The sequence below is a fragment of the bacterium genome (assembly GCA_028821235.1).
Lineage (GTDB): Bacteria > Actinomycetota > Acidimicrobiia > Spongiisociales > Spongiisociaceae > Spongiisocius.
On sequence record JAPPGV010000081.1, the window covers coordinates 108,553 to 120,569 of the forward strand.

Consider the following 12,017-nt stretch of genomic DNA (forward strand, 5'->3'; position numbering starts at 1 on the left):
CCGCCCGGATGGGACGGTCGCCGTCTGCGACAAAAGATGCGTTTGTCAGTATCCGATCAGGAGCCAATCAGCAGTCGGTGTCCAAGTCGTTGGCCTCGTCGATGATCGCCTGCTGGTCGAAATCGTTGATCTGGTCGAGCAGGTCGTCGATCACGTACTGGCCCATGTCGATCTGCTGGGTGATCACACCACCCTGGATGAAGATGTTCACGTACGTGTTCCATCCGGCCGCGTCCAGGAAACCGAACACGTAGTCACCGCCGTCTTGCGGGGCAGTCGTGATCTCGATCACTGCCGCCAGGCCGGCCCGGCCTTCCGCGTCATCGGTGAACTCTTCGGGGATCAGCTCCTTGAGCACGCACACGGCGCCGTCGATGTTGGCGTAAGCCACCAGCTGGCCCTTGGCCGTGGCGCGGCCCAGACCGATCAGCAGCTCGTCGTCATCCTTGAAGTCCTCGGCAGCCAACAACCCCTCGGCAGGAAGGGTGTTGAGCGAGGCGGGCGCGATCGACACGGTGTCGAGACCGGCCGCGTTCATCGAGGCTATGTCGGACTTGGCGGACGAGTAGGCGTCGATCCGTCCATCGTCCAGAGCCGCCTTGACGGTCGGGGCGTTAGTCCCCACCTCGATGATCTCCACATCGTTGTCCGGATCCAGGCCTGCCTCGACCAGCAAGGCCCGCACGAGCGGAACCTCGCCACCGGCCAACTCAGAGATGCCGATCTTGAGACCGGCCAGGCCGGCGATGTTGTTGATCGACGATCCGGCAGGTACCACCACGTCGAACACCTCACCGTAGGCGTACGTGAAGAACGGGTACAGGCCCGCCCCCGCCTCGATGGCAGGCAGCATCGCCCCTGGAACCCCCATTCCCGCCTCGGCGTTGTTGGCCGCCAGGATCTGGGCAACCTCGGATGATCCTCCAGTGCCCTGCAGGCTCACATTGAGGCCCTCATCCTCGTAGTAACCGAGGCCTACGGCGATCCAGTAGCCGTAGCCGAACCCACTCGTCGTTGACAAGGCGAGGTTCACATCTCGGAGTTCCTCATCCTCCGCGCATGCAGCCCCGATCATGGCCAGCACGATCGCAAGCGCCAGTACGACCGACCAGGGTCGGCTCCAGCGGGTAGTTGGTTTCATATCCCTTCCTCCTTGTCCGGGCGAGCAGGTGCTCACCACGATTCTATATGGTGGCCCTTTAGGTGGCCTCTTCAAGATCAACATGCCAGAAAAGCAGCTTCCGCTCCAGCCATGCGGCCACCAGGAACAGCGCCAGGCCGATCAGGGCCAGCATCAGCAGGTACGCGAACACATCGTCGCTGCGGAACTGGAAGGCCGCCGTCTCGATCAGGTGGCCGGCCCCCTCGTTGGTGGCGGTCAACTCGCCCACAATGGCACCGATCAATGCGAAGGTGAGAGCCGCCTTGAGCCCGGCAAACACGGTCGGTACTGAGCTCGGGAGCCGTAGATGACGGAAGGTCTGCCAACGGGTGGCTCTGAGAGATCTCATGAGCAGCCCCGCGTTCTCGTCGATCACCGTCAGCCCGGTGATGGTGTTGATCAGGACCGGGAAGAAGCAGATCGTGGCCGCCAGCGCGATCTTGGAAGCGATTCCGAAGGCGAACCAGGCGATGAACACCGGAGCCAGGGCGACCCGGGGAGTCGACTGGAACAGGATGATGACCGGGTAGAACGCCTTCCTGAAGGTCGGCACCAGGGCTACGTAGGTACCCAGCAGGAATCCCCCGCCGGCGCCAATGACAAAACCGATAGCCGTCTCCTGGAAGGTGACCCAGAAGTGCCACAGCACGAACCCGGTCGTTATAGCCTCGAAGAAGGCCGGGATTACCTCCGACGGTTTCGACAGCACGATCTCCGGCCAGAACGACAGACGGGTCCCGGTGATCGCCTCCCAACTGCTGAGAAGCTCCCAGATCAGGCAGATGGCGATCACAACCGAACCCGTCAGAAGGATCTGGGACCAGAACCCGCGGAAACGGGAGTCCGAGCCGGAGCCTGGCAGAGACCCCACCCCGAGCGTGTCGGCGTCGGACATGCTGTCGGTAGCCAATCGAGAACTCCTTCCGCTCTAGAAGAGACCGAGCACTTCGCGGATGTGGTTGACGGTCTCGGTGTACTCTGCCAACCGTCGAGAGCCCGGAACTCTCGGTCTGGGGAGGTCGACCTCCACCAGATCGAGTATCCGGCCGGGCTTGGTCCCCATCACGACCACCCGGTCCGATAGGAACACCGCCTCCCGGATGTTGTGGGTCACGAACACCGTGGTCTTGTGCTCGTGCTCGGCGATACGCGCCAGTTCCGTATTGAGGTGCTCCCTGGTGAACTCGTCCAGGGACCCGAACGGCTCGTCGAGCAGCATCAGGTCCGGCTCCGAGACCAGCAGCCGGCACAGAGCCACCCGCTGCTGCATGCCACCCGATAGCTCCCGCGGGTAGTGCTGCTCGAATCCTTGCAGCCGGACCAGCTCGATCACGTCCGCGATCCGTTTCTCCCCGTCCGGCCCCATGGTGCCCTTGATCTCGAGTGGGAGGGAGATATTCCGGATCACGTTGCGCCACGCGAAGAGGGTGGAGGTCTGGAACATCAGACCGATCTCCTCGCGGGGCTCCGTCACCGCGCTACCTCCGAGGGAGACGCTGCCCGCCGTCGGGTTGAGGAGGCCGGCGATGATCTTGAGGAGGGTGGACTTCCCGCATCCCGACGGCCCCACCAGGGTGAGGAACTCCCCCTGCCGGACGTCCATCGACAGGTCCTTCAGAGCCACCAGCGGCTCGCCGTCCTTCTCGAACACCCGGGTAATGCGATCCACGGCCAGCGCCGGGCTACGGCCCGGGATGTATCTGGGGGACGAGCCGGTAGTCGGCTCAGTTACCACGCGTCATTCCTCTCATATCGCTGGGGATGGCGCTGTGATGCTAGTAGATCGGCCCGTCAGCTTCCCAAGCCGCGCCGTGAGTACGCTTGCTGCTCGTGGCAGTGTCCGTTCCTCCGGTGATGAGAGCGGCCGAGCTCGTCGAGGGCGGCGCGCTTCGGCTGGTGGAGCGCCCCGTTCCGGGAGTGCCGGACGGCTGGCTGCCGGTCCGGGTGAGGGCGGCCGGGGTGTGCGGGACCGAGCTCCATTTCCTGGAGGGGCTGCTGGACCCGATGGGCATCCCGCGGGTGCTCGGCCACGAGATCGCCGGAGAGGTAGACGGCCCTCGGGGTGGATCACCGGGCTCGCGGGCGGCCGTCTACAACGTGATGAACTGCGGTTCGTGCCGTTACTGCGACACGAACCGGGACCGGCTCTGCTCGCGTTCAAAGGGGATGATCGGGTTCACCGCCGACGGCGGCTTTGCCGAGTACGTGATAGTCCCTGAGAGAAACCTCGTTCCCCTGCCGGAGACCGTGACGTTCGAGGCGGGTGCGGTCCTGGCCTGTAGCGGGATGAGCGCCGTCCATGCGGTCCGGCTGGCGGGAATCGGGATCGGCGACCCTGTGGTGGTCAACGGCATCGGAGGAGTCGGACTGATGCTCACCCAGGTGGCGGCCCACGCCGGCGCCACCGTGCTGGCGGTGGCGGACGACCGGGCCAAGCTGGACCTGGCACAGAACCTCGGCGCCCGGGCCGGCCTCGTCATCGACGATCCGGACGGCTACGAGGCCCTTCCGGCGGACGCGGCCCGGATGCTGGGTCGCGCGCCTGACGTGTTCTTCGAGGCCGTAGGGACCCGGGAGACGATGAGAGCCGGGTTCGGCTGCCTCGCTCCGGGCGGTTCCTTCGTCCAGATCGGGTACACGCGCCAGCCCCTGGACATCCACCCGGGAGCTCTCATCAAGAACGAACTCCGCATCCTCACCTCCGCCGCCGGCTCCAGGAGCGACCTGGAAACAGCCATCGCGCTGGCCGCACAAGGCCTGCTGAAGACCGTTATCGCCACCCGGACCGACCTTGACGGGCTGGAGGCTGCCATCCTCAGCCTGAAGGACCGCCGCGTCCTGGGCAGGAACGTGGTGACGTTCGCATGATCGGGCTTCGCACACTCCGTCGGCGCTGAACTACCCGGACCCCCAAGGAACCGGTACGCAAGTCAGGCGGGGGTCTGGCCCATGGACTCGAGCATGGCCGTGGCCGTCCGGTCGTTGATCGGCCGCGGCACCGGCTGCGGGCCGGGCCGGAAGTCGCCGGCGGACTTGGCCAGGACAGCCAGCGACCGGGCCTGCAGGGTAAGCCCGAGATCCATGGCCTCGATGGGGTTGCCGATACCCCCGGCGGCGGCCAGATTGACGATCCGGCCCTTGGCGAGCAAGAACACGGTGCGGCCCCCGGCCAACTCGTGGGCGTACAGCGAGGGGGATACCAACTCTCCGGGTGCTTCACGCTCCAGGCGGACCACGTCGATCTCGGCGTCGGTGTGGCCGGCGTTGGCCAGCAGAGCTCCGTCGGGCATCGTCTCGATCAACTCGTAGCCCACCACCTGCTCGCGCCCCGTGGCGGTGATGACCACATCGGCGCTCCCGACCGCACCAGGCGGAGTATCCACGTCGAAACCGTCCATGGCGGCCTCCAACGCCTTGACCGGATCGGGCTCCACCGTTACTACATCGGCGCCCCGGTGGCGGGCATACAGCGCGATGCCCCGACCGCACCATCCGTATCCGAACACCACCACCCGCTTCTTATGAAACGACATGTTGGTGGCCCGCACGATCGCGTCCACCACGGACTCCCCCACGCCGTGCTTGTTCTCCACGATCGCCTTCAGCGGGCTGTCGTTGATCACGATGACCGGGAATCCCACCGCCCCGGCCAAGCTCTCCCGCAGCCGGAAGGCCCCCGAAGTGGTCTCCTCGGTGGCGCCTTTCGGCGACCGGCCCGCTCGTACGCACGCCTCTATCAACTCGGCGCCGTTATCCAGCACCAGATCGGGGCGGGCCGCGGCGATCCGGCCGAGATGATTCCCGACCGCGTCCCTACCGTCGCCCGGACGGTCGAGCACCTCACAGCCCCGATCGGCCAGCGCCTCGGCGGTACCGAACTGGGTAGTGCCCTCATTGCCCATCGCCACCACCCGGGCGCCGCCGGCCAGCAGGCCCTCGACCAGCACCGCCGTCTTGGGCTCCAGATGGAGACGGAAGCCGATCGTCAGCCCGTCGAACACCCGCCGCTGTCCCAGCTCGGCCAGCGCCGCCGCCAGCACCGGCATGCGCCTCCTAGCCCAAGCGATCCGGCCTTCGGCCACCGCCCGCTCACTCACCACCCGAATACTCCTCCGCCGGCATCCCCGACTTCCGCGAACCCGCTCTGGCCGCCAGGCGATCTCCTTCCCTCGCTACGGGCGGGAATTCAGGAGGGGATCACCGCTACGAGGTCGATCTCGACCATGATGCCGTGGAGGTTGCTGCCCACGGTGGTGCGGACCGGCTTGGGATCGCCGAAGCGCCGCTCGTACACCCGGTTGAACGCGGCGAAGTCAGCGAGGTCCTGAAGATGGACCGTCGCCTTCACGGCATGGTCGAGGCTGGAGCCCGCTTCCTCGAGAACCGCGCTCAGGTTGTCGATGGTCAACTCCGTCTGCGCTTCGATCGTGTCGCCGACGATCCGGCCTGTATCCGGGTGGATCGGTCCCATCCCTGCTGTGAATACAAGGTTGCCGACCCGCATGCCCTGCGAGTACGGACCTAACGGCGCTGACGCGGCATCGGTGCGGATTTCTTCTTTCATATCTGTTCGGTCACTCCCGCGATTCGGTTACTGCGATCGGCTGATGTCCCCCTACGGGAATCACGGTACCAGTCCCCGGTGTTGCTGCTCCCTCAGCACGGCACGCCTCAACCTGTAGGAGGGTGCTGAAAAAGACGGGGATAGCTTGGCCCGCGATGCTGTGACCGGGGGTCTATTGCTGGGCATCGGGCCAACGGGACATTTCTCAGTACCCTCCTAGGACAGGTGACCGCCGGGGACGTGGTGGCATGCCTCTTCCATTGGCCCCACCATCACGATATGATGGCCCCATGACCACTAAGACAAGGTATTACAACGCTACCGGACGGGAATTCCTCACCAAGGCCCGAGCCCACCTGGCCGAAGACGACCTCTTACAGGCCTCGGAGAAAGGCTGGGGTGCTGCTGCCCAGATGGTCAAGAGCGTCGCCGAGGCCGGGGGTTGGCCCCACAACGGCCATCACGAACTCTGGCGGGCGGTCAACCTAATCGTCGACCAGACCGGGGATCGCGACATCAGAACCGCCTTCGCAGCGGCCGCAGCCCTGCACACGAACTTCTACGAAGGCTGGCTGCCACGCGAGACCGTCGAGGACTACCTCGCCCAGGTCGACGAACTGGTGTCGAAGCTGAAGGGTCTTACTTCCTAGCCGCGACGGATCGGCCTCAGCCGAGCGGACCGGTCGCGGCCTCGACCGCAGCCACCAGGGCCTCGTCCAGGAGAAGCTCCTCGGCCTCCCGGAGCTCCGGCGACAGGATGCGATCGGGACCTGCCCCGGGCACGCGGCTTCTCAGCAGCCGGATCGCGGCCGCGGTGCCGGCCGCCGGTTCGAGCGGCGCCCGCAGGTCGACGGACCGCGCCGCCGTGACCCACTCGACGGCGAGGATCCGGCGCAGGTTCGCAATGACCACGCGGAGCTTGCGGGCCGCGGACCATCCCATCGACACGTGGTCCTCCTGCATGGCGGAGGTGGGATATGAGTCGACCGAGGCGGGGGCGGCGAGGCGGCGGTTCTCGGCGCACATGGCGGCCACGGTGTACTGGCCGATCATGAGGCCGCTGTCGACACCGGGATCGTCGGCGAGGAACGGCGGGAGCCCGTGGGAGCGGTTGTGATCCAGCAGCCGGTCGAGCCGTCTCTCGGCGACGGCGCCCACCTCTGCCAGGGCGACGGCCAGGTAGTCGGCCGCGAGCGCGACCGGCGCCCCGTGGAAGTTCCCGCAGGACTCGACGCGACCGTCGGGAAGGACCATCGGGTTGTCGATGGCCGAAGCCAGCTCGCGGTCGGTCACCTCCGTAACGAAGGCGAGGGTGTCGCGGGCCGCACCGTGGACCTGGGGCGTGCACCGAATCGAGTAGGCGTCCTGGACCTGCAGGTCGCCGCGGCGGTGGCTGGCGACGATCGGTGACCCGGCCAGGACGGCCCGGAGATTGGCGGCACTGGCAGCCTGGCCGGGGTGGGGCCTCAACGCCTGGAGGTCAGCGGCGTAGGCGCGGTCGGTCGCCAGAAGACCCTCTACGCTGAGCGCCGCCACGATGTCGGCGGCGGCCAGCAGGTACGAGGCATCGTGAACGGCCAGGCAGAGCATCCCGAGCATCCCGTCCGTGCCGTTGGTGAGGGCCAGGCCCTCCTTCTCGGCGAGGACCACGGGCGCGATGCCGTTGCGGGCGAGGGCGGCGGTGGCCGCCTCTACCCCTCCGCCGGTCATCACCTCGCCCTCGCCGATGAGGACGAGCCCTACGTGGGCCAGGGGGGCCAGATCCCCGCTGGCGCCCAGCGAGCCGTGTTCCGGCACCTTGGGAACGATCCCGGCGTTCAGCAGGCTTACCAGCCCCTCCGCGACCAGCGGCCGCGCCCCCGAATACCCGAGTGCCAGGGTCCGCGCCCGCAGGAACATCATGGCCCTGACCACTTCGGCCTCCGCCGGTGGTCCCATCCCCGCGGCGTGGGAACGGATCAGCGAGCGTTGCAGGTCGGCCCTCCGCCCCGTCGGGATGGCGGTGGTGGCCAGGGCGCCGAAACCGGTGGTGATCCCGTAGGCCGGGTCACCTTCGGCCAGTTGCTCCACTACGGAGCGGGCAGCCTTCATGCGCTCCAGGGCGCCATCCGTGAGACGGACTCTCTCGCCCCGGCGGGCAACCCCGACCACTTCCGGGACCGTCACTCCGGGACCCTCGAGCATGACTGTCAACCCGGCACCGCCAGTCGCGGAAAGAGCGCCAGGGAGGTCATTCGCGCCGCGTCCACCACGGCCTCGGCGGTCAGGTCCAGGCGCTCACCCACCAACCTCTCCGCCGGTCCGAGGACCGAGAAGGCGCCCACGACCCCCACCGATCCATGGATGGGCGCCACCACCGCGGTCACATCGGGTTCGATGGCGCCCGTGTTGAAGAACGGGACGGGGGGCCGGCCCGGATTCGCCACCTCGTTTGTCAGCGCCTCCCCCAGCGCCGTTCCTTCCACGGGCACCGACCTACCCACCCATCCGACGTGGCGGATCGCTCTGCGACTCTCGACCGTCGCGATGTAGACGGCCTCGCTTCCATCCCTGACCGCCAGGTAGGCGGACTCCTCGGTTACCTCGGCCAGGCGCTGCAGGGCCGGCTGGGCCGCCGCCGTGAGCCGGGCGTAGGGGCCCGATTGGAAGGCGGCCAGGGCGACCCGTACGAAGCTCGGCCCCACCGAGTACCTGCCGAGATCGTCCCGGACCAGGTAGCCGCGGCCGGTCAGGACCCGCAGGTGGCGCAGGGCCGTGCTCACCGGTATGCCGGTGGCCTCGGCCGCCTCGGTCAAACCGACCGCCCCTCCGGTCACGACCGCATCGAGCAGGCTCAGAACCCTCTCCGCCGAGCGTGATGCATGAAGCGTCGACCCGGATCCGCGCGAGGACCGAGCGGAGGTCGCGGCCACCCGATCCTGAGACTCTGCTGCTTGCCGGAGTTTCATTATCTGAAATCTCTTTCTGTTCATTGACAGGATAGAGCCGGATCAGGTATTATTCAAGGAGCAGTTCGCCCTGCGAGAACCTATCACTTCGGATCGGCGAGGTCTGCGATGACGGCAATCAGGCACCCCGGTTCAGGCCCGCCGGTGGGAGGTGTCCGCGCCCCGACCGGAACCGACCTGACCTGTCGCGGCTGGCCGCAGGAAGCAGCCTTCCGCATGCTCCAGAACAACCTCGACCCCGAGGTGGCGGAACGTCCGGACGACCTGGTGGTGTACGGAGGTACCGGACGGGCCGCCCGATCATGGGACGCCTACCACGCCATGATCCGGACGCTCACCACCCTCGCCCATGACGAGACGATGCTCGTCCAGTCGGGCAAGCCGGTCGGAGTCCTCCGCACCCATGAATGGGCGCCCCGGGTGCTGATCGCCAACTCCAACCTCGTTCCCGACTGGGCCCACTGGGACGAGTTCCGCCGCCTGGAACACCTCGGGTTGACGATGTTCGGGCAGATGACGGCCGGCTCCTGGATCTACATCGGGACCCAGGGCATCCTGCAGGGCACCTACGAGTGCTTCGCCGCCATCGCCCGGAAACGGTTCGGGGGCACCCTGGCGGGCACCCTCACCATCACAGCCGGTCTGGGAGGAATGGGCGGCGCCCAACCTCTGGCGATCACCATGAACGGGGGCGTGGCCCTATGCATAGAGGTAGACCCCGACCGGGCAGAGCGCCGTCTCGAGACCCGTTACCTGGACGTTGTCGCCGACGGTTACACGGACGCCCTCCGCCGCTGCGCGGAGGCGGTGGCCGCCCGCCGGCCGCTCTCGGTGGGGCTGGTCGGCAACGCGGCGGAACTGCTGCCCCGCCTCCTGGCGGATGGAGTCGCCGCCGACATCGTCACCGATCAGACACCGGCCCACGACCCGCTGGCCTACATCCCCGACGGCCTGTCCCTCGAGGAGGCCGACGAGCTCCGGGAGGCCAAACCGGACGAGTACACCACCCGGTCTCGAGCCGCCATGGCCACCCATGTCGAGGCGATGGTCGGATTCCTCGACTCCGGGGGGGAGGTGTTCGACTACGGCAACAGCCTGCGGGCCGAGGCCGATCTCGGCGGGTACGACCGGGCGTTCGCCTATCCGGGATTCCTGCCCGCCTACATCCGCCCGCTGTTCTGCGAGGGCAAGGGACCGTTCCGCTGGGTGGCCCTGTCAGGCGACCCGGCCGACATCGCGGCCACCGACCGGGCCGTCCTCGAGGAGTTCCCCGACGACGAGGGCCTGCGGCGCTGGATCACGCTGGCCGGGGAACGGGTCGCCTTCCAGGGGCTCCCCGCCCGGATCTGCTGGCTGGGCTACGGCGAGCGCCACCGGCTGGGACTGCGGTTCAACGACATGGTGCGGTCAGGAGAGCTGAAGGCCCCCATCGTGATCGGGAGGGATCACCTCGACTCCGGATCGGTCGCCTCGCCGTACCGCGAGACCGAGGATATGGCGGACGGCAGCGATGCCATCGCCGACTGGCCCCTCCTCAACGCGCTGGTCAACACGGCGTCGGGGGCATCGTGGGTCAGCATCCATCATGGAGGAGGGGTGGGAATCGGCCGCTCTATCCATGCCGGCCAGGTGTGCCTGGCCGACGGCACCGATCTGGGGGCGCGAAAGCTGGAACGCGTGCTCCTCAACGATCCGGCCACCGGCGTCATCAGGCATGCGGACGCCGGTTACGGACTGGCCACCCGAGTTGCCGCCGATCGGGGGGTGCGCATCCCGATGGCGGAAACGGGTGACGCGTAATGGCTGCGCGACGTGGCCGGGGCGGGCGCCGTGCCCGCATCGCCGACCGCGGCCCCGCCAACCCCCAGCTTCCGTTCCGGCAGCCGAGGCTCCACTGGCTGCCGGTCCGGGCCATTCCGGACGACGGTGTCGAAGCCATCCACGAGGCGTCCCTGAAAGTACTGCGCGACGTGGGGATGGACATGCTCCACCTCGAGGCCAGGACGCTTCTCGGTCGGGAGGGAGCGGATGTCGATCCCGACTCGGCCCGGGTGCGTTTCGATCCTGAGATGGTCACCGAACTGGTCGGTCACGCACCGCGTTCGTTCACGCTCCACGCCCGCAACCCCGCCCACAGCATCCGCCTCGGAGGGAATCACCTGGCGTTCGCGGCGGTGGCCAGCCCGCCCCACGTCTCGGGTCTCGGCCGTGACCGGCGTACGGGAAACCGGGACGACTTCAGGCAACTCGTGCGCCTGAGCCAGCACCTGAACGCCGTGCATCTACACGGTGGGTACCCGGTGGAACCCACCGACCTCCATCCTTCCGTCCGGCACCTGCACGCCACCCACGATCTCCTCACGCTCAGCGACAAGGCCATCCACACCTACAGTCTCGGCCGGCAGCGGACCCTAGACACGATCGAGATGGCCCGGATCGCCCGGGCGGTGACCGACGAGGAGCTCGAGTCCCAGCCTTCCCTGTTCACGGTGGTCAACACCTCGTCGCCGCTGCGGCTCGACACCCCGATGATCGAGGGCATCCTCGAGATGTCGGCCCGCAACCAGCCGGTGGTGGTCACCCCTTTCACCCTGGCGGGAGCGATGGCCCCGGTGACCGTCGCCGGTGCGCTGGTCCAGCAGAACGCCGAGGCCCTCGCCGGCATCGCCCTCACCCAGGCCGTCCGGCGCGGAGCGCCTGTGGTGTACGGCGGGTTCACCTCCAACGTGGACATGCAGTCGGGCGCTCCCGCGTTCGGGACCCCCGAATACCTGCAGGCCGCGCTGGTCGGCGGCCAGCTGGCGCGCCGCTACGGCCTCCCGTACCGGTCTTCGAACGCCAACGCCTCCAACGCCGTGGACCTCCAGGCCACCTACGAGAGCATGTTCTCGCTGTGGGGAGCGGTGATGGGCGGCGCCAACCTGGTGATGCACGCGGCCGGCTGGCTCGAGGGCGGGCTGCGGGCGTCCTTCGAGAAGATGGTGCTGGACGCCGACCTGCTGCAGATGATCTGCACGGCGCTCGAACCACCGGCTACCGATGGCGGTTCGCTGGCCGTCGAAGCCATCGCCGATGTCGGACCGGGCGGCCACTTCTTCGGTACCGCTCATACCCGGGCCCGCTACCGCGACGCCTTCCACGACCCCCTCCTCTCCGACTGGAGCAACTTCGAGACCTGGGACGAGGCCGGACGGCCCGATCCCGCCCGGCGGACCGAGACCCTCGCCAAGGAGTTGCTGAGCGCCTACGAGAAGCCCCCGATGGACATCGCGGTCCGTGAAGAACTCGATGACTTCGTCGCCCGCCGAGCCCGCGAAGGCGGGGTGGCGACCGACTATTGAGA

At 67.7% G+C, this 12,017-nt stretch carries 11 protein-coding genes; 4 read left to right on the forward strand and 7 right to left on the reverse strand.

All coding sequences use genetic code 11. From position 1 onward, the window contains the following. Nucleotides 1-67: 67 nt before the first annotated feature. Genes OXK16_09305 through OXK16_09315 form a run of 3 tightly spaced genes read right to left on the reverse strand, consistent with a single transcriptional unit; the run spans nucleotide 68 to nucleotide 2,897 of the window. A complete protein-coding gene (locus OXK16_09305; protein ID MDE0376145.1) occupies nucleotides 68-1,141 on the reverse strand; it encodes an ABC transporter substrate-binding protein in 1,074 nt (357 codons plus the stop codon). A gap of 58 nt (nucleotides 1,142-1,199) precedes the next feature. After that, entirely contained in the window at nucleotides 1,200-2,072 is an 873-nt protein-coding gene (locus OXK16_09310; GenBank protein ID MDE0376146.1) for an ABC transporter permease, read from the reverse strand. Nucleotides 2,073-2,090: 18 nt separating this feature from the next. Beyond that, complete coding sequence (locus OXK16_09315) at nucleotides 2,091-2,897, reverse strand: ABC transporter ATP-binding protein (protein MDE0376147.1); 807 nt, start codon at nucleotides 2,895-2,897, stop codon at nucleotides 2,091-2,093. A gap of 95 nt (nucleotides 2,898-2,992) precedes the next feature. Here OXK16_09315 and OXK16_09320 point away from each other — a divergent pair, with 95 nt between their 5' ends. After that, entirely contained in the window at nucleotides 2,993-4,030 is a 1,038-nt protein-coding gene (locus OXK16_09320; GenBank protein MDE0376148.1) for an alcohol dehydrogenase catalytic domain-containing protein, read from the forward strand. A gap of 62 nt (nucleotides 4,031-4,092) precedes the next feature. Here OXK16_09320 and OXK16_09325 read toward each other — a convergent pair whose 3' ends face one another. Next, nucleotides 4,093-5,262 carry an adenosylhomocysteinase gene (locus OXK16_09325; GenBank protein ID MDE0376149.1) on the reverse strand — a complete coding sequence of 390 codons (1,170 nt, stop codon included), beginning with the start codon at nucleotides 5,260-5,262 and terminating at the stop codon, nucleotides 4,093-4,095. Nucleotides 5,263-5,348: 86 nt separating this feature from the next. After that, nucleotides 5,349-5,726 carry a Rid family detoxifying hydrolase gene (locus OXK16_09330; GenBank protein MDE0376150.1) on the reverse strand — a complete coding sequence of 126 codons (378 nt, stop codon included), beginning with the start codon at nucleotides 5,724-5,726 and terminating at the stop codon, nucleotides 5,349-5,351. Between the two features lie 290 nt (nucleotides 5,727-6,016). Here OXK16_09330 and OXK16_09335 point away from each other — a divergent pair, with 290 nt between their 5' ends. Continuing rightward, a complete protein-coding gene (locus OXK16_09335; GenBank protein ID MDE0376151.1) occupies nucleotides 6,017-6,376 on the forward strand; it encodes a PaREP1 family protein in 360 nt (119 codons plus the stop codon). 16 nt (nucleotides 6,377-6,392) lie between these two features. Here the strand turns inward: OXK16_09335 and hutH are convergent, their stop codons facing one another. Both hutH and OXK16_09345 read right to left on the reverse strand, forming a co-directional pair. Continuing rightward, entirely contained in the window at nucleotides 6,393-7,910 is a 1,518-nt protein-coding gene (hutH, locus tag OXK16_09340; protein ID MDE0376152.1) for a histidine ammonia-lyase, read from the reverse strand. Nucleotides 7,911-7,915: 5 nt separating this feature from the next. Continuing rightward, entirely contained in the window at nucleotides 7,916-8,638 is a 723-nt protein-coding gene (locus OXK16_09345; protein ID MDE0376153.1) for a helix-turn-helix domain-containing protein, read from the reverse strand. A gap of 144 nt (nucleotides 8,639-8,782) precedes the next feature. Here OXK16_09345 and hutU point away from each other — a divergent pair, with 144 nt between their 5' ends. Together hutU and OXK16_09355 are read left to right on the forward strand one after the other, a co-directional pair. Then, a complete protein-coding gene (gene hutU / locus OXK16_09350) occupies nucleotides 8,783-10,474 on the forward strand; it encodes a urocanate hydratase (protein ID MDE0376154.1) in 1,692 nt (563 codons plus the stop codon). Continuing rightward, entirely contained in the window at nucleotides 10,474-12,015 is a 1,542-nt protein-coding gene (locus OXK16_09355; protein ID MDE0376155.1) for a trimethylamine methyltransferase family protein, read from the forward strand. The genes hutU and OXK16_09355 overlap by 1 nt, the downstream gene beginning before the upstream one ends. The last annotated feature ends 2 nt before the right edge of the window (nucleotides 12,016-12,017 follow it).

Bases quoted from the DNA above. Each gene is read 5' to 3' on its own strand.
- OXK16_09305 (MDE0376145.1), bottom strand. From the start codon at position 1,141: ATGAAACCAACTACCCGCTGGAGCCGACCCTGGTCGGTCGTACTGGCG.
- OXK16_09330 (MDE0376150.1), bottom strand. From the start codon at position 5,726: ATGAAAGAAGAAATCCGCACCGATGCCGCGTCAGCGCCGTTAGGTCCG.
- OXK16_09335 (MDE0376151.1), top strand. From the start codon at position 6,017: ATGACCACTAAGACAAGGTATTACAACGCTACCGGACGGGAATTCCTC.
- hutH (MDE0376152.1), bottom strand. From the start codon at position 7,910: ATGCTCGAGGGTCCCGGAGTGACGGTCCCGGAAGTGGTCGGGGTTGCC.
- hutU (MDE0376154.1), top strand. From the start codon at position 8,783: ATGACGGCAATCAGGCACCCCGGTTCAGGCCCGCCGGTGGGAGGTGTC.
- OXK16_09355 (MDE0376155.1), top strand. From the start codon at position 10,474: ATGGCTGCGCGACGTGGCCGGGGCGGGCGCCGTGCCCGCATCGCCGAC.